Origin of the sequence: Flavobacterium frigidimaris (assembly GCF_002217275.1) — a bacterium.
Lineage (GTDB): Bacteria > Bacteroidota > Bacteroidia > Flavobacteriales > Flavobacteriaceae > Flavobacterium > Flavobacterium aquidurense.
The window spans coordinates 108,302-128,112 of record NZ_MUGV01000016.1 but is presented as its reverse complement, the minus strand read 5'-3'; the positions used below and the strand labels follow the sequence as shown (position 1 = coordinate 128,112).

The window sequence follows — 19,811 nt, the reverse complement described above, 5'->3', positions numbered from 1 at the left end:
TCAATGAAAACAATTTTAAATTTTGTATTTCTTATTTTACTAGTATCAAATACATTCTCACAGCAAACAAGTGCAACAAAATCAGAAGATTTAAAAAGCGCTTATACTATTCAGGATAGTGTGATGATCAAAACTCGTGATGGTGCTTTTATATCGGCAATTGTTGTTCGGAAAAAAGGAGTTGCTGTTCCAAAACCAGTGATACTTCAATACACTATTTATGTGAGAGATAAAGGAAGAGATATTAAATCCCTAAAAGAAGCGGCAGATCAGGATTATGTTGGTGTTATTGCTTATTCGCGTGGCAAAAGGTTTAGTCCGGATGAAATATTTCCCTATGAAAACGATGCCAATGACGCTTATGATGTAATAGATTGGATCAGTAAACAAGAATGGTGCAACGGAAGCGTCGGGATGTACGGTGGAAGCTATAATGGATATACACAGTGGGCAACTTGTAAAAAAATGCATCCGGCATTGAAAACGATAGTTCCCTATGTAGCCAATAGACCGGGAATGGGATTACCAATGGAAAATAACATTTTTGTAAATCCCAATTACGAATGGTCATTTTACGTGGGGAATAACAAATATCTGGATACTATTGCGGGAAATGACAGGCAGCGTTTTAGAAAAATGCAAATTAAATGGTGGGAAACCGGAGTTGCTTATAAAAAAATGGACAGCATTGATGGTTATCCAAACAGACATTTTCAAAGGTGGATAGAACATCCTTCATTTGATGAATATTGGCAAAAAATGACCCCTTTTAAAGAAGAGTTTGCCCGGATCAATATTCCTGTTTTAGCTTTTGATGGTTATTATAACGATTCTCAAAATTCAGGTTTGTATTATATAAGAGAACTTCAAAAGTACAATCCAAAAACGCCGGCATATTTAATAATAGGCCCTTACGGTCATTTTGGTACTCAGGTTGGAGGTGAAGCTATTTTATATGATTATAAAGTTGATTCAAAAGCAATAATTGATATTAAAAAAATAACCTATCAATGGTTTGATTATATCCTGAAAAATGGATCAAAACCAGAAATGCTAAAAGATAAAATAAATTATGAAGTAATGGGAGCAAATGAGTGGCGAAGCGCTCCGTCTCTTAACAAAATGAGCAATGGCTTTTTGACTTTTTATCTGACAAACAACAAATCAGGAAAATTCTATTCTCTGAATCCTAAAAAACCAGGTACAATCAATTACCTGTCGCAAGAAGTAAATTTTGCAGACAGACAAACGCAAAATAATGAGTATTATCCGGATCCTATTATCAAAAAAGAAATTGATACAACTAACGGATATATTTTTATTAGTGATCCGCTAAAAGAATCGATACTAATTAACGGTTCCTTTTTAGGAGAAATAAAAGCAAGTATCAATAAAAAAGATATGGATATTGGCGTTACTTTATATGAGTTATTACCAAATGGAGAATATTTTCATTTGTCTTATTTTTTAGGCCGGGCCAGTTATGCAAAAGATAGTACAACAAGAAATTTATTAAACCCCAATCAAATAGAAGCCATTCCTTTTTCGAATACACATTTGGTTAGTAAACAGTTAAGTAAAGGGAGTCGTTTAGTTGTTGTTCTTAATGTAAATAAAAACCCTTTTTCGGAATTGAATTACGGAACCGGAAAAACAGTTACAGAAGAAACCATTAAAGACGCAAAAGAACCCTTAAAAGTAAAATGGTACAACAACAGTTTTGTGAAAATTCCAATTTGGAAATAAAACAAAAAGCAAAAGCCGAATCTACATGTAGATTCGGCTTTTTTATATAGACAAAGTTTCAAACCTGAAACTTCAAACTTGAAACAAATTATTAACCCAAGAAAGGATATTTATAATCTTCCGGAGTAACAAAAGTTTCTTTAATCGTTCTTGGAGAAGCCCAACGCAATAAGTTCAATGCAGAACCTGCTTTATCGTTAGTTCCTGAAGCTCTTGCTCCACCAAAAGGTTGCATTCCTACAACAGCTCCTGTTGGCTTATCGTTGATGTAGAAGTTACCAGCAGCATTTTGCAATTTCGTAGTAGCCACTTCAATAGCATAACGATCCTGACTGAAAACAGCACCAGTTAAAGCATACTCAGAAGTAGTATCCACTAATTCTAAAGCCTCTTCCCATTTTGCATCTTCGTAAACATAAATAGTAATTACGGGTCCGAATAATTCGGTTTCCATTGTAGTATATTTTGGGTTTGTCGTTACAATAACCGTTGGTTCAATAAAGTAACCTACAGATTTATCGTAATTTCCTCCAATAATGATTTCAGCATCAGCATCTTTTTTAGCCTGATCGATATAGCTAGCCAATTTATCAAAAGAACCTTCATGAATAACTGCTGTAATGAAGTTTCCAAAATCTTCCGGAGAACCCATTTTCATAGATTTTGCATCAGCAATTAATTGTTCTTTTACAGCTGGCCATAAACTTTGTGGAATATAAGCTCTTGAAGCTGCAGAACATTTTTGTCCCTGAAATTCAAATGCACCACGAGTAATTCCTGTTGCAACTTGTTTTACATTAGCGCTTGGGTGTGCAATAATAAAATCTTTACCACCAGTTTCTCCAACGATTCTTGGGTAAGTTTTATAGTTGTTGATATTGGCACCAATTTTAGCCCAGATATCTTTAAATACGTGAGTTGATCCTGTAAAGTGAACTCCGGCGAAATCGCGGCTTGCCAAAACAGTATCCGTAATCATTAAAGCATCTCCAAAAACAACGTTGATAACGCCATCAGGAACACCAGCTTCTTTGAAAACATCAATAATGATTTTTGCAGAAAAAACCTGGCTATCACTTGGTTTCCAGATTACAACGTTACCCATCATAGCAGCACTTGCAGGAAGATTTGCAGCAATAGCAGTAAAGTTGAAAGGAGTAATAGCATAAACAAAACCTTCAAGAGGTCTGTATTCTAAACGATTCCATGTAGTAGAATCAGATTTTGGCTGATCGTTGTAAATCTGCGTCATGAATTCTACGTTGTAACGTAAAAAGTCAATTAATTCGCAAGAAGCATCAATTTCTGCCTGGTGAATGTTTTTAGATTGTCCAATCATAGTTGCAGCGTTAATACGCGCTCTGTATGGACCAGCAATAAGTTCAGCCGCTTTTAAGAAAATAGCAGCACGTTGTTCCCATGCCATATTTGCCCATGCTTTTCTTGATTCAAGTGCATTCGCAATCGCTTTTTCGATATGTTGTTTTTCAGCCAAATGATACGTTCCCACAATGTGTTTGTGATCGTGTGGAGCTGAAATGGTTTTTGTATTTCCAGTTTTGATTTCTTCACTTCCAATGTATAATGGAACATCAATTTTTGAGTTCCACATTGTTGTGTAAGCTGCCTGAACAGCTGCTTTTTCTGGCGAGTTCGGTGCGTAACTTTTTACAGGCTCGTTTACCGCTTTTGGTACATGAAAGAATCCTTTTAACATGGGATAAATTATTTTAAAATTTACGAATTGTTTAATTAATCACAAAAGTACAAATGATAATTTGATTATATCACAATACAATATTAAAAAGTTGTAATTTAATAAAGTAATTCAGTTAAGCTGTAAAACATTTATTTCCATAAAGATTTAAATTTGAGGTCAATCCGTTGCGTGTTTGCATCATTTTCTTAAAATGTATTATTATGAAAATACCACTTTTAGCTTTTAATGACAAAGGTATTTACTGCCAACAGGCCGACGTTTATCTTGATCCGTGGAAACCCGTGAAAAATGCTATTATTACGCACGGACATGCTGATCATTCGCGTTGGGGAAATCAAAATTATATTACACATCATACCAATATTCCAATAATTAGACATCGCCTGGGCGAAATAAATGTAACAGGAAAAGAATGGGGAGAAACCTTCGTCATCAATAATGTGAAATTTTCGTTGCATCCTGCCGGACACATTATTGGGAGTTCTCAAATTCGGGTGGAACATAAAGGAGAAGTGTGGGTTTTTACAGGCGATTACAAAACCGAAGATGACGGAATTTCAGTTCCTTATGAAGTCATAAAATGTAACACTTTTATAACCGAATGTACTTTTGGATTACCGGCGTTTAACTGGACACCGCAAGCTGAAGTAATTACAGAAATCAACAATTGGTGGGCAGAAAATAAAGCAGAGGGAAAAACATCTATTCTTTTTGGATATTCTTTGGGTAAAGCGCAACGCCTTTTAAAATACCTTGACACCGATATTGGAACTATTTATACACACGGAGCGATCGAAAATATGACAAATGTTTTACGACCAATGGTTGATTTTCCGCTTACTACATTAGTGACACGGGAAACCAAAAAAGAAGATTTATTAGGCAATATTGTTCTCGCACCACCAAGTGCGCATGGAAGTATCTGGATTAGAAAAATGACTCCTTTTGTGACAGGTTCTGCAAGCGGCTGGATGGCTTTTCGCGGAGCCAGACGCAGACGCGCTATTGACAAAGGTTTTGTTTTAAGCGACCACTGCGATTGGTTTTCTTTATTGGATAGTGTAAAAGCGACCGGAGCAGAAAAAATAATTTGCACACACGGTTATACCGATATTTTTTCTAAATATTTAAGAGAATTGGGTTATGATGCCAGAACGGAAAAAACGCAATACGAAGGCGAAACGGCCGAAATGGAAAAGGAAGTTGAAACTGAGAAAGAAATCCAGGAATGAAAAATTTCGCCCAACTAATAAAGACATTGGACAGTTCGAATAAAACGAACGTAAAAGTCGACGCCCTGACAACGTATTTTAAAAATGCATCGCCGGAAGATAAAGTCTGGACTATTGCCATTCTTTCGCACCGTCGACCACCGAGACCGGTTAATACAACTTTATTGCGAATTTGGGCAAATGAATTGGCGAATATTCCGCTATGGCTTTTTGAGGAAAGTTATCATATTGTGGGCGATTTGGCTGAAACGATTGCTTTGATTATTCCAACTACAAAAGAACATTCGGATAAAAGTTTAACTGAATATCTTCAGGAAATAATTGCCTTAAAAAAGAAAACGGATATTGAAAAAAAGGAATATTTACATCAAAATTGGCTGGCATTAAATTATTACGAACGCTTTGTTTTTACGAAATTAATTACCGGAAGTTTAAGAATCGGCGTAAGTCAAAAATTAATGACAAGGGCACTTTCTAAAGCAGAAGATGTTGATGAAGATGCTTTGGCGTATAAATTAATGGGAAACTGGGATCCGAATACGATCACGTTTCAGGAATTGATTTTGGATGAAAAAAGTAGTGATTATTTATCGAAACCGTATCCGTTTTATCTGGCCTATCCAATTGAAGGCGAAGTTGAGAATTTAGGAAATCCCGAAGATTGGTCCATCGAACATAAATGGGATGGAATTCGATCACAGACGATCATCCGCGAAAGCGAAATTTATGTGTGGTCAAGAGGTGAGGAGTTGGTAACCGATAAATATCCCGAGTTTCAATCTTTGGTTGATTTAATTCCAAACGGAACTGTTATTGACGCTGAAATTTTAGCTTTTCCCGAAGGAGAAATTGGAACATTCAACGATTTGCAAACTCGAATTGGACGTAAAACAATATCAGCAAGTTTACTTGAAAAGGTTCCCGTAATATTAAAAGCCTATGATATTTTAGAATGGGAAGGGCAGGACATTCGGAATTTACCTTATTCTGAAAGAAGATTATTATTAGAACAATTATACGATTCGATAAAAGATAAAACACAACATTTTCAATTATCAGAAAGAGTTTTACTCCATTCCTGGGAAGATGTCGCAGCCGAAAGAATGCGTGCCCGCGAAATGAAAAGCGAAGGCTTGATGATAAAACGCAACGATTCAACTTATCAGGTGGGACGAAAAAAAGGGGATTGGTGGAAATGGAAAATAGAACCTTTAGTAATAGATGCCGTTTTGACTTATGCGATGCGAGGCCACGGACGAAGATCGAATTTGTTTACCGATTATACTTTTGCGCTTTGGCAAACGAATGAGAAAGACGAAAAAGAATTAGTAACTTTTGCAAAAGCATATTCCGGTTTAACCGATGCTGAATTTAGACAAGTAGATGATTTTATCAAAAAAAATACTTTAGAACGTTTTGGTCCGGTTCGAAGTGTCACGCCAAAATTAGTTTTCGAAATTGGTTTTGAAGGAATTGCACTTTCAAAAAGACATAAAAGTGGCGTTGCAACTCGTTTTCCAAGAATTTTGAGATGGCGACACGATAAAAAAATTGAAGATGCCAATTCGATTGAAGATTTAAAAAGCATGATTTCGTAAAAGGTTCAAAGGGACAAAGTAACAGAGTTTCAAAGAAAAAAACTTTTGGAACAGCTAAAATTTGTACCTCTGAGCCTTTGCAACTTTGAACCTTATATAAAGATGAACAGAGAAGAACTATACACAATTGCAGAAAACTGGTTTAAAGAACAGGGATGGAAATCTTTTCCGTTCCAGACTCAGACGTGGACTGCTTTTCTGCAAGGCAAAAACGGGTTATTAAACGCACCAACCGGAAGCGGGAAAACCTATGCCTTATGGTTTCCTATCGTTCTGGATTACATAAAAAAAAATCCTGATTATAAAACAAAACATAAATCCGGATTAAAAGCAATTTGGATTACGCCTTTGCGAGCGCTCTCTGTCGAAATAAAACAAGCTGCTGAACGAATTATTACCGATTTAGATTTGCCACTGACCGCAGGAATTCGTTCCGGAGATACTTCGCAAAGCGAAAGAACGAAGCAAAGCAAAAAAATGCCTGACTTGTTGATTACAACTCCTGAAAGTTTACAGTTGCTTCTTGCCTCCAAAGAATTTGCAAAAACTTTCGCGAATTGCGGCGCTATTGTAGTTGATGAATGGCACGAATTATTAGGTACAAAACGAGGTGTGCAAATGGAACTGGCTTTGTCCCGATTAAAAACAGTTGCGCCAAAAATGAAAATTTGGGGAATTTCAGCTACCATTGGAAATCTCGAATTGGCACAACAGGTTTTGTTAGGTGTCAATTCAGAAGCTTATGAAAATTCAGTTTTAATAAAAGCACATATCAATAAAAAAATAAAGATTGAATCCATTCTTCCTGAAAAAATGGAAAGTTATCCGTGGCGCGGACATATGGGTTTGCATTTGATTGATGAGGTGGCAAAAATTATCAGAAAAAGTAAAACAACTTTAATTTTTACGAATGTTCGTTCTGCCTGCGAAATGTGGTTTCAGGCTCTCCTGGAAAAATATCCGGAGTTTGCCGGAGATATGGCGATGCATCACGGAAGTATCAGCCGGGAAACGCGTTTGTGGGTGGAAAATGCTATTCGGGAGGAAGAATTAAAAGTGGTTGTTTGTACATCGAGTTTAGATTTGGGTGTTGATTTTGCACCAGTTGAAACGATTATCCAGGTTGGCGGACCAAAAGGTGTAGCGCGCTTTTTGCAAAGAGCTGGAAGAAGCGGCCATCAACCCGGAAAAGAAAGTGTCATTTATTTTTTGGCCACACATGCTATGGAACTCATAGAAGCTTCGGCCTTAAAAAAAGCGGTTGCCAAAACCGTTGTCGAAGATCGAATGCCGTATTTGAACAGTTGGGATGTTTTGGTGCAATATCTCAATACGCTGGCAGTTTCAGATGGATTTTTCCCCGATGAAATTTTTGAAGAAGTCAAACAAACCTTTTGCTTTCAGAATATTACAAAAGAAAACTGGAATTGGGTTTTGAATTTTATCACCAACGGAAGCCAGAGTTTACAAGCCTATGACGAATTCAAAAAAGTAGAAATTGAAGAAGATGGACGTTTTAAAATCAATAGTAGATTGATTGCGATGCATCACAGAATGCAAATTGGAACTATTGTTGGCGATGCTGCATTAAACGTTAAGTTTTTAAGCGGTGGTTATATTGGTTCGATTGAAGAATGGTTTGCTTCAAAATTGCAACCGGGAGATGTTTTTACCTTTGCCGGAAAAAGACTCGAATTGTTTCGCGTAAAGAATATGCAGGTTTTGGTTCGAAAAGCAGATCCGAAAAAAGCCTCTCGTGTTGTAAGCTGGATGGGCGGACGAATGACATTATCTGCGCAAATGAGTGAATTATTAAGAGAGGAATTATATGCTGCAAATACAGAAAATTTAACACCCGAATTAAAAGCATTAAAACCACTTTTTGAAAGACAACGAAAAGAAAGCATTGTCCCAAATGGAGATCAGTTCTTAATTGAAACTTTTAAAACGCGAGAAGGTTTTCATGCTATTTTCTATCCTTTTGAAGGGCGTTATGTTCACGAAGCATTGGCAAGTTTAATTTCGTATCGCATTAGTTTGCTTTCGCCGATTACTTTTTCTTTGGCTTATAATGATTACGGATTCGAATTATTATCGGATCAGGAAATTGACATGCAGGAAGTTTTTGATAATGATTTATTTACTACAGAATATGTGCATCATGATTTGCAAAAAAGCCTAAATTCGACTGAAATGGCTCGAAGAAAATTCAGGGACATTGCGGTCATCGCAGGATTAGTTTTTACCGGAATGCCGGGAAAACCAATAAAAACCAGACATTTGCAAAGCGGATCGCAATTGCTTTTTGAAGTTTTTCGGGATCACGAACCTGACAATTTATTGCTGCAGCAGGCTTTTACAGAAACCTTCGAACATCAATTAGAAGAAGGACGTTTGATTCAGTCTTTAGAAAGAATTAGTAGACAATCAATTGTATGGAAGCAATGTAAAAAGCCAACGCCATTTAGTTTCCCTATAATTACCGATCGTTTGCGAGAAAAATTATCCAGCGAAACGTTGCAGGAAAGAATTAAAAAAATGACAGCGAGTTATATGAAATAAGGAATTCAATATGAAGATTACAATCAAAAATCAAAATTTCGTTTTACATCAATCCGGTGCTGCTTTTTGGGAAGAAGAAAAAATACTCTTCATTTCGGATTTGCATTTAGGAAAGATTGGCCATTTTAGAAAACACGGAATGGCTATTCCTGAAAAAGCGATATTAGAAAATTTTGCCAGATTGAATGTTGTTTTAGACTTATTCGATTCTGAAACTATTATTTTTTTAGGAGATTTATTTCACAGCAAAATTAATAAAGAATGGAATTTTTTTTCAGAATGGACAAAAATACACTCTCAGAAAATTATTTTGATTGAAGGGAATCACGATATCATTTCGAAACAGTATTATTTAGACTTGAATATCGAAGTTAGTCAGGAATTGATTATTCACGATTTTTTGCTGACGCACCATCCATCAGAAAGAGAAAAGTTGTTTAATTTTTGTGGACACATTCATCCCGGAATTAAATTAAAGGGAATGGGCAGGCAGTTTTTGAGTTTATCGTGTTTTTTTAGAAAACCAAATCAAATGATTTTTCCTGCATTTGGCGAATTTACAGGTAATTTTTATATCATTCCCGAAGAAAATGACCAAATATATGCCATTACAAAAGAAGAAGTAATAGAAATAAAACGCTGAATTAATTCAAGGCAAAAGGAGCACACATTCTAAAAGTCGGAACAATAACTTTGAATGTTTTGGTAGTAGTAAAATTGATCATATTAAAATGACCTTTCATTGCTCCGTAAGGAGATGACAATAAACAGCCTGAGCTATAAGTGTGGTTTTCTCCCGGTTTTAAAACGGGTTTTTTGCCAATAACACCTTCTCCGTCAACAACTTCTAAGTCGTTAAGAGAATCAAAAATTTCCCAGTGACGAGAAGTTAATTGTACTGAATCTTTGCTATGGTTTTCAATTGTAACTACGTAACTAAAAGCAAAATGAATCTTGTAGTTCTTGAAGTAAGTACCTTCAAAACTAGTCAAAACTGATATTTTTATGCCTCTTGTAATCTGAGAAACCATACTAACGTAGTATATATGTGAGTGTTATAGATGCAAACTTACGAAAAAAAATCGTTCAAAGAAATCCTTTAACAATGTTTTAATTGGTGATATTTATTGAGTTTGCATTTCCTTTTCCGATTACTCTCTCGTAGCGATCTGAACTGTGTTTGTAATAAACCAATATAGTGTACTCGTTTTCTGTCTGATAGAAATTTCCATCGATAGCATTTTCATAGTCAATCACGCCTTTTTTATCGGCTACACGATACTCAAAATTAGTAAAACCCTGTTTGATCATGACTGCTTTTTCGTAAATTCCTTTCTTTTCATTATAGTCCATTTTGTATTCCGGAGATAAGCTGTAGTTGTTGAACATTCCAACAATATAAATGTCTTTGTTTAATTGGAAAGCCGGAGCCGAAAGACTGAAATAAACCCAGGCATAATCTGCTTCGATCTCATTATTAGAGGCGTTTATGTTTTTTACAACAAAGTTTCCGTTTACATCTTCGTATAAGGTATAAATCTGGTTGGCTCTCGCTCCATTTGTATATAAAAAAGAACTGTAAATATCATTCGCTGAACCTACTTTTGCAACATTATTGCTGGCAGCACGAATGTCTTTATTTTCAAAATATAAAAATTCATTTCCAGCCCAAAACTGTGTCTCCTTATCGTATTTGTAAACCATTTGGTTTCCAATAGTATATTGTGGAGCAATATTTTTGATAGTGGTGTTAAAATCTCCATTTTGTATTAATAACACTTTTACGTTTTGCAAAGGGGTCTGAAAAACAATGTCATTAGAGAGTACTGTAAATTCAAGATTTTGTTTGTAATCAATATTGCTGAGGTTACGGCTTCGTTTTACTAAAGCTCCAACCGTTGAATGATCTTCGAATAAAATGAATTTTCTAGAGAAAACGACTTCTCTGTCTTCATTTAGAATTCTTAACATATAATTTCCTGAAATTCGCAATTGGGTTGTAAACTGATTTGGAAAAGAAAGACGATAGTGCGAAAAAGACTGTAACGTATTAAAAGAATTCGAGTAATCAGTTATTCTTTGATTGTCAAAACCACGAACATAATCTGTTTTCGGAATGTCAGTCGGAATCCAGTTATAATCACAATGAATTACATCAAAATAATAATTGGCTTCATTCCCAAACAAATCATCAAATTGTAATTCAAATAAAGATCCTAATTCGAAAATCGGCACTACATTACTTCCATTCTGCACAAATGAAACGGTTTTAATGTTATAGGGAGGAGTAACTTCGGTTTGTACCTCCTGGGCTTTCGCCGAAGTAAAAATGAAAAGTAAAAGTAAACTTTGAAACAAAAATTTTGACATCTTATTAAATTGTATGAACTCGTTACGCATAATTTGTTAAACACACAGAAACATAGATGCAATCTCAAAAAAGGCGTTTCACTAATTTAAAAGACACAAAGCTGGCTATGTGATAGCAATATATTTCTCTTTTGCATTCTTTTAAACACTTAATAAAACCTATGTTTTTATGTATTTAAACTATACGCAACGTGTTTGTAAGATTGTAAATATAACAATTTATACAACGAAAAATAAGGCATTTTATTGGTTTTAAGAACAATTTATCAGGACCCCAAAATGTATTTCAAATTAACTTCGATTTCATCATTGATATAACTTTCCTCTAAAAGTGAGTCAGATAACAGCTTTTTGTTTTCCTGTAGTTTGATTATTTTTTCTTCTACCGTATTTTTAGAAATAAACCGGATCACATTTACTTTATTTAATTGTCCAATTCGGTGCGCTCTTCCAACTCCTTGTTTTTCTGCAAAAGGATTCCACCACGGATCTAAAAACAAAACATAAGAAGCTTTGGTTATATTCAAACCAACACCACCGGCTTTAAGCGAAATAAAAAACAACAAAGGATCTTCTTTCTCCTGAAACTGCTTTACTTGTTGTTCTCGTTTACTGGCCGGAGTTTCGCCTGTAATTTCACAATATTTTATTTTATTTTCCTTACACCAATCGGTGTAAAAATTCAGATTGGTAACAAATGAGCTGAAAATAATAGTCTTTTGTTTTCCTTTAACTAAATTTTCCAGATAATTAGTAACTGCAATATATTTCCCGGAATCAATTTCCGACTCCTGATCGACCATTTTAGGATGGTTACTCAGTTGTCTTAACTTCATCAGCGTGTTGATAATGCTAATTTTATCAGGACTGGATCCGTCTGTTTTTAATAGAAAATTACGAGCTTTTGATTTTTCTTGTTCATATAATTTTTCCTGTTCAGGATCCATATCACAATAATAAATCTGCTCTGTCAATTCCGGTAAATCTTTTAAAACCTGTTCTTTTGTTCGTCGCAAAATATACGGCTGAACCAAATTTTTTAATTCAGATAAACTGTTTTCGTCCTGCTTTTTCTCAATCGGAATTTTAAAGTTTTCTGCGAAAAAAGTATAAGTTCCAAGAATATCCGGATTTATAAATTGCATTTGTGACCATAAATCGTCCAGCGAATTTTCGATAGGTGTACCGCTTAAGGCAATTTTATGCGCCGTACTTATTTTATTAATGGCTTTAAAAATCTTAGAATTTTTATTTTTAATGTATTGACTTTCGTCTAATATTAAATAACGGAAATTGTATTTTTCTAAAATTGAAATATCACGATGTACAATGCTGTAACTCGTAAAAATTAAATCTGTTGATGCTAATCTGTTTGCTAACAGTTTTCTATCATTACCAACATACTGCATTTTTGAAAAATGAGGCGTAAATTTTGAAGATTCGTTATACCAGTTAAAAACCAATGAAGAAGGTAAAACAATCAGGGTTTTTAAAGGTTCTCTTTCAATAGTTGTTTCGTTTGCAAACAAATCAAAATTCGTGGTTTTAGTTGTAAAACCTAATTGTTCCTGTACGGCAACCAGAACGGCAAGGGTTTGTAATGTCTTACCAAGTCCCATATCGTCAGCCAGACAAGCACCTAAATTGGAGTTGAAATGACCTAAAAGCCATTGTACACCTTCAACTTGATACGGTCTCAACGTTGCTTTTAGTAAATCAGAAGCGGTATATTCTGCTTTTTGAATTACATCATTTTTGATTTCAGGAATTGTATCCAAAGCCGTAAAATTACTTTTGCGCAAAAGAAGATTTTCGTTTTCTGTTTTAGCTAATTTTGCCAGCGAACTGTATTTACTGAGCCATTCTGGCGGAATCAGAAAATAGTTTCCATCAGGCAACAAAAAGAGCCTTTCCTTGCTTTTTATATTCGGAATAATTTCGCTGAAATTGATAGTGAAAACTCCAATCGTAATCATGATTTTAATGTCGAACCAATCTTCTTTTGTTTCTTCTTTTGAAGCTAAAACAGTATGACTTTCGGTAATGATTTCTTTGCTTTCCAGTTTTAAATTTTGGATAGTAAAACCTAAATTTTCAAGCTCTTCTTTATGGTCAATAACAAATTGAATATTGGCATAAGGATCATGAAGTTCGGCGTCTGAATTTGACCCAAATAATTCGTTTTTGATTTTTGTTAAACCAAGTTCCAGCAATTTGTCTGTATATAAACTTTCCTCAGAGCTTCGTTTAAACTGAATTATTTTAGGTTCATTGACAACGCTGAAATCAACAAACGAATGTGTCTTTTTAGTTTTACTGGCATCAAATGAATGGCCATTATAATCAAAATAAAGATTGAGATAATAACAGTTTTTGAAGAAATCGTAAACAGGCTGAATCGTACAGGAAATAATTTTATCACGAAGTTCAATTTCAAAGCCATTTGCTTCAATGTCAATTTTTTTAGCTATTTCAGGAATAAAACTTTTAAAATAATCATCAACTAATTTTGATGGTATTTCAATTGATTTTTTCTTTAAAAAAGGAGAAAGTTTCTTGGAATTCAGGTCTTTTAGCTTTCCTAATTTTTTATCAATTATTAACCAGCCAGGTTCATCCAAAAGAATATCAACACTACTGTTCATTGGTAAAAATGTAGTTTCGTTTTCTTTTAAAGATAAAGTATAGGTAATGCCTTCGGAGTGTTTGTCAAACTGAATTTGAGGTTCAAAATATAATGGATCAATATTGATTCTTGAACGATAAAAGTCCTTTTCGATTCCCATATCAAGGGATAACGGAAATTGTTCCTGTACAATTAAATTATAAAAGGATTCTAAATTAAATTTTAAGTGCTGACGAATGGCAAAATCAATTTTGGAATCTTTTTGCAAGTCCGAAATTGTCTTTGCTGATTTGATTTTGGCGCTGAATTTTTTGAAAATAAAGTCAGGCTTTAAGGATTCGCAAGCGGTCAGTATTTTTTTTGCATTGGAATCTAAATTTTCAAAAACAATTCCAAAACTTTCAAGTACATTTTTACTTGCTTTTTTGTCTAAATATTTAATATCAGTAGTATTCTCAACTATATAAGATGTTGGAATATAAGTATTCAGATTTTTATCAAAACTGACGTCAAAACAAAATTGAAATGATTTTGGTTCCAAGAGTAGGGCTGTGGTTTGGTTGTAATTTGGGATAGGCTAAAAAGTAAAAAGTTTTCAAAATAATTAATAATTTGAAAACTTTTTAAATGAACTTATAGGTTGGAAAACTTTAGTTTTCCTGTTTAAAGCAAAGTGGAATAATTTCTCCTTTTGCTAAACAATATTTCTCTACCAATTCTGGTGCAATTTTATTGGTGTAATCTTCTTCGATTACGATGAAACCGATACTTCTTAATTTGTCAAAATAATCACGACCATAAATACGTACGTGATCGTATTGTCCAAATATTTTAGCACGTTCTTTTTGATCTGTAATCGTATCATCAGCAAAAGTAACTTCTCTCGATAAATCCTGTGGAATTTGCAAAACCGCCATTCCGCCTGGTTTTAAGACTCTGAATAATTCCTGCATTGCTTTTGTGTCATCCGGAATATGTTCTAAAACGTGATTACATAAAATCACATCGTATTCGTTGTCTTTAAATGGTAAATTACAGATATCTGCTTTTACATCTGCCAAAGGCGAAAACAAATCGGTTGTGGTATAATCCAGATTTTTTTGCTTGCGGAATAATTTATAAAAAGCTTGTTCCGGTGCAAAATGAAGCACTTTTTTTGGCGCTGTAAAAAAATCAGTCTGATCGTTTAAATACAACCAAAGTAAACGGTGTCTTTCTAACGAAAGTGTACTTGGAGAAAGCACATTATTACGTTGCTTTCCGTATCCGTAAGGTAAAAACGATCTGAAACTTTTCCCATCAATAGGATCAGTAAATTTATCTCCTTTTAAAGATAAAGCCAAAATTGGACGCGCCACATAACTCAAACGAATTAATAAGGGACGCGGTATTGTATTAAGTACTAGTTTGAATAGTTTTTTCATTGGGGGTTATTTCGCAGAGTTACACAAAGGAGACACAGAGGCTCACAAAGTGTTTATAAATCTTTTTATGTTGTTTTTTAAAATTTTTGAATCAAAATTAATAAGAAGGCCTAATGGATAATTGCCAAGTTTTAAATAGGTTAATATCTGAGCAAAATGTACATCCGTAAAAGCTTCGACAGTTTTCAATTCTATTACAATTGTATTCTCAATCAGCAAATCAATTCTATAACCATGATCAAGTCTTATGTCTTTGTAAACTATTTGGTAAAATTTTCTCTTTTTCAGCAATCAAACCAGAATTTACAATTTCATAATACAAACATTCCTGATAAGCTGACTCTAATAAACCTGGACCAAGCTGTTTATGTACTTCAATAGCTAAACCTATAATTTTATATGTAATTGCATCTAATCTATTACGAGATTCATTGTTTTCCTCAAACATTTTAAAAGGCTGGTAAATAAAAAATTTTGTGAATCTTGGCGTATATCTTTGTGAATCTCTGTGGAATAACTATAAAATTAACGGCACTCTTCTGAATTCATCTTCTTCATTGCTTTCGATTCCTAATGCTTTGTAGATGTATTGAAAAGTTGATAATAATTCTGGTTTTCCATCAATTAATGCCACGTCGTGTTCGAAATGCGCACTTGGTTTTCCGTCCGCAGTTAAGATTGTCCAGCCATCTTTTAATTGTTTGATGTTTCTGGTTCCCATATTGATCATAGGCTCGATTGCAACCACCATTCCTTCAACAAAAAGTTTTCCACGACCACGTTTTCCGTAATTAGGCATTTCTGGTTCTTCGTGCATTTTTTGTCCTACACCATGACCTACCAATTCACGAACAACACCGTAACCGTGAGATTCCGTATATTTTTGAATCGCATTTCCAACATCTTCTACGCGATTTCCAGCTTTAAATTCCCTGATTCCAACATAAAGCGATTCTTTAGTAACCTGCAAAAGTTTTTTAACTTCCGGAGCAACTTCTCCAATCTCGAAACTATAAGCATGATCACCGTGATATCCATTTTTGAATGCACCACAATCTACTGAAATAACGTCTCCGCTTTTCAAAGGAGTATTGTTTGGAATTCCATGTACCACCTGTGCATTCGGACTCATACAAAGAGAATTCGGGAAATCATACAATCCAAGAAAGCTTGGTACTGCACCATGATCGCGAATAAATTCCTCGGCTAATTTGTCAAGATATAATGTGGTAACTCCTTCTTTAATTTCAGAAGCAATCATTCCTAATGTTTTAGATACGATCAAAGCACTTTCGCGCATTAACTCAATCTCTTCTCTACTTTTTTGGATAATCATATTTTTCAGATTTTCAGTTCGCAAAAGTACGATATTTATACAAATTTTTCGCCACGAATTTAACGAATTAGCATGAATTCAATTTTAATAAAAAAATTGAATTTTGAGAGTTCATTGTTTTTAAAGTTTTCGGAGGAAAAAATTAGTGAAAATTAGTAAAATTCGTGGCAAACCTTTTTTTGCACTTCTTGATTTCAACGTTTTTCAGCTTAGTATTTGACTTAAAAAACGTAAATTAGTAGTAAAAACGATTACAATCATGGAAATTTCTACAGATCAGGATATAGTCAAAGTAAAAGCTTTAAAGAAAATGAAGGCAAATGCTTTGTCGCTTTTAGGCGTTGCGGTACTACTATTTATAATTGCTATTTATTTTAAGATTCCAATGTTGCAGGCTTTTAGCGAAGCCGCAATGGTGGGAGGAATCGCCGATTGGTTTGCAGTTGTGGCTTTATTCCGCCATCCACTCGGAATTCCGATTTGGCACACCGCAATTATCCCCACTAAGAAAAATGAAATTGGTGAAAATCTCGGAAATTTTGTTTCAGAAGAATTTCTGAATCGGGAGAAATTAGAAATTAAATTAGAAGAATTCAACTTTGCCACAAAGGCTTCAGATTGGCTTTCACAAGAAGAAAACGCTAATAAAATTGCCAATTTGGTTGCCGTAAATATTATTCCGGGTGTTTTAAAAACGATAAAAGATGAAGATATAAAACGTTTTATTCAGTTTCAATTCAAAGAGAAATTAGAAGCAATTAATTTTGGAGATTGGGTCGCGCTGGCGTTAGAACCTTTACAGAAAGGAAATGTAAAAGATCAATTACTGACAAATCTTCTTGAAGTTATGAGTTCAGAATTGGCTAATAATAAAGATCTGATTCGGAAAAAAGTAAAAGCATCAACGCCTTTTTTGAGTTTTGGTCTGGCCGATAAGAGCATTTCAGAAGGTGTTTTTAATGGATTGCAAGAGTTTTTGGATGAAGCTAAAAAACCGGAAAGTGAAATTAGAATTAAGATAGACGAATACATTGCTGACTTCCTCGAAAAAGTAAAAAACTCCGAAGAAATGAGAATCAAAATCAATAATCTAATTCTTGGTTTTGCAGGCAAAAAAGAAGTTCAGGATTACATTAACGGAATTTGGGACGAAATAAAATTGTCAATTTCAAATGATTTAGAAAAAGGCGATGCATCTTCCATCAAAAATAGTATTTCAAGTTTGATTCAGGGTTTCGGAAATGGAATCAAAGAAGATCCTGTAATGATTGACAAAATCAATAATTTTATCAAAAATGATTTATTAGCAGTGCTCCTGAATAATAAAAAAGTAATTGGAGATTTAATTTCATCAACCGTTAAAAGCTGGGACGGAAAGGAAGTTTCTGAAAAATTGGAATTAGAAATAGGAAAGGATCTTCAATATATCAGAATAAACGGAACTTTAGTTGGAGGCTTAATTGGACTTGTGATTTATGCAGTCGAATGGACCTATCATTATTTTGTAATGTGATTAATTTAAACCATAGGGCATATAATTAATCATAGGGGATGCTTTTAAGTGTTCTTTTTAAATGAACTTTTAAGACTTATATGAAAATCAATAAAAACAAAAAAGAGACAAGTCTTCAGACTTGTCTCTTTTTGTATTAAAAAAAGTGGTTTTTCTATAATAATGAATGACAAGTCATTGCATTTGGCTGAGGAACTCCCATTAATTCTAAAATTGTTGGGGCAATATCTCCTAAAACACCATTTTGAATGTTTTTCAAATTCTTGTCAACTAAAATAATCGGCACAGGATTCGTTGTGTGCGCTGTGTTAGGACTTCCATCAGGATTGATCATAGTTTCGCAGTTTCCGTGATCGGCAATTACAATTGTAGTGTAATCATTGGCAAGAGCCGCTTCAATAACTTGTTTTACACAAGCATCAACAGCTTCACACGCAAGAATTGCAGCACTCATGATTCCGGTATGCCCAACCATGTCTCCGTTTGCAAAATTCAAACAAACGAAATCTACTTCGCCTTTATTTAATTCAGGAACAAGAGCAGCAGTCAACTCATAGGCGCTCATTTCTGGCTGTAAATCATAAGTAGCAACTTTTGGAGAATTTCTCAAAATTCTTGATTCACCTTCAAAAGGAGTTTCTCTTCCACCAGAAAAGAAAAAGGTAACGTGTGGATATTTCTCTGTTTCAGCAATACGAATTTGCGTTTTACCCGCTTTTTCTAAAACTTCACCCAGCGTTTCAGTAATATTATCTTTATTGTAAACGACTTTTACGTTTTGGTATGTTTCATCGTAGTTGGTAAGCGTTACATAATACAAGTTTAATTTGTGCATGTTTTGCTCATGGAAATCATGTTGCGAAAGCGCTTCTGTAAGTTCGCGACCTCTGTCTGTTCTAAAATTAAAGAAGATAACAACATCACCTTCAACAATTGTAGCCAAAGGTTTCTGTTCTTCATCAACCATAACAATTGGCGTAATAAATTCGTCAGTAACATCGTGTGCGTAGCTATCAAGAATACTTGCCACTGCGTTTTTTGATGGAGTTCCGGTTCCGTTAACTACTAAATCATAAGCTAATTTCACACGTTCCCAACGTTTGTCGCGATCCATGGCGTAATAACGACCAATGATTGAAGCAATTTTTACAGGAGTATCTTTAATATGCTCTTCTAAATCATGAATGTATTTTGCTCCTGATTTTGGGTCAACATCACGTCCGTCTGTAAAGGCATGAACGTAAACCTGATCTAAACCATATTCCTGAGAAGCATCAATTAATCCGCGTAAGTGAGAAGTATGCGAGTGAACACCTCCGTCAGAAACTAATCCTAAAAAGTGTACTTTTTTGTTGTTTTCTTTAGCGTATGTAAAAGCATCAACCAAAACTTGTTCTTTGGCTAATGTTTGATGTGCAACGGCAAGGTTAATTTTGGCTAAATCCTGATACACAATTCTTCCGGCACCAAGATTCATATGTCCCACTTCGCTATTTCCCATCTGACCTTCAGGTAAACCTACGTTTAATCCGTCGGTGCGAAGTTGAGCGCTTGGGTAATTTTTGTAAAGACTGTTTATAAAAGGAACATTTGCATTGTCTATTGCGGATACTTTAGGGTCAGGAGATTTTCCCCAACCGTCTAAAATCATAAGGATAACTTTCTTGTTCATTATTTCTTGTTT

General features: G+C 34.5%; 15 protein-coding genes. 6 read left to right on the top strand and 9 right to left on the bottom strand.

Annotated elements, in window-relative coordinates:
* The first annotated feature begins 3 nt into the window (after positions 1-3).
* Positions 4-1,746 (top strand): CocE/NonD family hydrolase, encoded by a 1,743-nt coding sequence (locus B0A65_RS09585; protein WP_074659797.1) that lies wholly within the window; start codon positions 4-6, stop codon positions 1,744-1,746.
* A gap of 91 nt (positions 1,747-1,837) precedes the next feature.
* Here B0A65_RS09585 and pruA read toward each other — a convergent pair whose 3' ends face one another.
* Entirely contained in the window at positions 1,838-3,463 is a 1,626-nt protein-coding gene (pruA, locus tag B0A65_RS09580) for an L-glutamate gamma-semialdehyde dehydrogenase (protein ID WP_074659798.1), read from the bottom strand.
* Positions 3,464-3,666: 203 nt separating this feature from the next.
* Here pruA and B0A65_RS09575 point away from each other — a divergent pair, with 203 nt between their 5' ends.
* From B0A65_RS09575 to pdeM, 4 genes are all read left to right on the top strand, one after another.
* Positions 3,667-4,698 (top strand): ligase-associated DNA damage response exonuclease, encoded by a 1,032-nt coding sequence (locus B0A65_RS09575; RefSeq protein ID WP_074659799.1) that lies wholly within the window; start codon positions 3,667-3,669, stop codon positions 4,696-4,698.
* On the top strand, positions 4,695-6,296 hold the full coding sequence (locus tag B0A65_RS09570) for an ATP-dependent DNA ligase (protein ID WP_074659800.1): 1,602 nt from the start codon (positions 4,695-4,697) through the stop codon (positions 6,294-6,296). The genes B0A65_RS09575 and B0A65_RS09570 overlap by 4 nt, the downstream gene beginning before the upstream one ends.
* Positions 6,297-6,398: 102 nt before the next feature.
* Positions 6,399-8,858 carry a ligase-associated DNA damage response DEXH box helicase gene (locus B0A65_RS09565; RefSeq protein WP_074659801.1) on the top strand — a complete coding sequence of 820 codons (2,460 nt, stop codon included), beginning with the start codon at positions 6,399-6,401 and terminating at the stop codon, positions 8,856-8,858.
* A gap of 10 nt (positions 8,859-8,868) precedes the next feature.
* Positions 8,869-9,501 carry a ligase-associated DNA damage response endonuclease PdeM gene (gene pdeM, locus B0A65_RS09560; RefSeq protein WP_074659802.1) on the top strand — a complete coding sequence of 211 codons (633 nt, stop codon included), beginning with the start codon at positions 8,869-8,871 and terminating at the stop codon, positions 9,499-9,501.
* A 1-nt stretch (position 9,502) separates the two neighbouring features.
* Here pdeM and apaG read toward each other — a convergent pair whose 3' ends face one another.
* The 7 genes from apaG to map form a co-directional block, all read right to left on the bottom strand.
* Entirely contained in the window at positions 9,503-9,889 is a 387-nt protein-coding gene (gene apaG, locus B0A65_RS09555; RefSeq protein ID WP_008467225.1) for a Co2+/Mg2+ efflux protein ApaG, read from the bottom strand.
* 79 nt (positions 9,890-9,968) lie between these two features.
* Positions 9,969-11,228 carry a type IX secretion system plug protein gene (locus B0A65_RS09550; RefSeq protein WP_074659803.1) on the bottom strand — a complete coding sequence of 420 codons (1,260 nt, stop codon included), beginning with the start codon at positions 11,226-11,228 and terminating at the stop codon, positions 9,969-9,971.
* A 266-nt stretch (positions 11,229-11,494) separates the two neighbouring features.
* The gene (locus tag B0A65_RS09545) at positions 11,495-14,395 is read right to left on the bottom strand and encodes a DEAD/DEAH box helicase (RefSeq protein ID WP_074659804.1); all 2,901 of its coding nucleotides are present in this window, start codon (positions 14,393-14,395) and stop codon (positions 11,495-11,497) included.
* A 109-nt stretch (positions 14,396-14,504) separates the two neighbouring features.
* A complete protein-coding gene (locus B0A65_RS09540) occupies positions 14,505-15,278 on the bottom strand; it encodes a class I SAM-dependent methyltransferase (protein WP_072975337.1) in 774 nt (257 codons plus the stop codon).
* 42 nt (positions 15,279-15,320) lie between these two features.
* Positions 15,321-15,497: a GxxExxY protein gene (locus B0A65_RS23650; protein WP_317044602.1), complete on the bottom strand. Its 177-nt coding sequence runs from the start codon at positions 15,495-15,497 to the stop codon at positions 15,321-15,323.
* A 19-nt stretch (positions 15,498-15,516) separates the two neighbouring features.
* Positions 15,517-15,726 (bottom strand): GxxExxY protein, encoded by a 210-nt coding sequence (locus tag B0A65_RS23645; RefSeq protein ID WP_317044601.1) that lies wholly within the window; start codon positions 15,724-15,726, stop codon positions 15,517-15,519.
* A gap of 69 nt (positions 15,727-15,795) precedes the next feature.
* Positions 15,796-16,614 (bottom strand): type I methionyl aminopeptidase, encoded by an 819-nt coding sequence (map, locus tag B0A65_RS09530; protein ID WP_074659805.1) that lies wholly within the window; start codon positions 16,612-16,614, stop codon positions 15,796-15,798.
* A gap of 259 nt (positions 16,615-16,873) precedes the next feature.
* On the opposite strand from map, the gene B0A65_RS09525 reads away from it, so the two are divergent.
* A complete protein-coding gene (locus tag B0A65_RS09525; protein WP_074659806.1) occupies positions 16,874-18,127 on the top strand; it encodes a DUF445 domain-containing protein in 1,254 nt (417 codons plus the stop codon).
* A gap of 154 nt (positions 18,128-18,281) precedes the next feature.
* Here the strand turns inward: B0A65_RS09525 and gpmI are convergent, their stop codons facing one another.
* Positions 18,282-19,799 (bottom strand): 2,3-bisphosphoglycerate-independent phosphoglycerate mutase, encoded by a 1,518-nt coding sequence (gpmI, locus tag B0A65_RS09520; RefSeq protein WP_074659989.1) that lies wholly within the window; start codon positions 19,797-19,799, stop codon positions 18,282-18,284.
* Positions 19,800-19,811 lie beyond the last annotated feature (12 nt).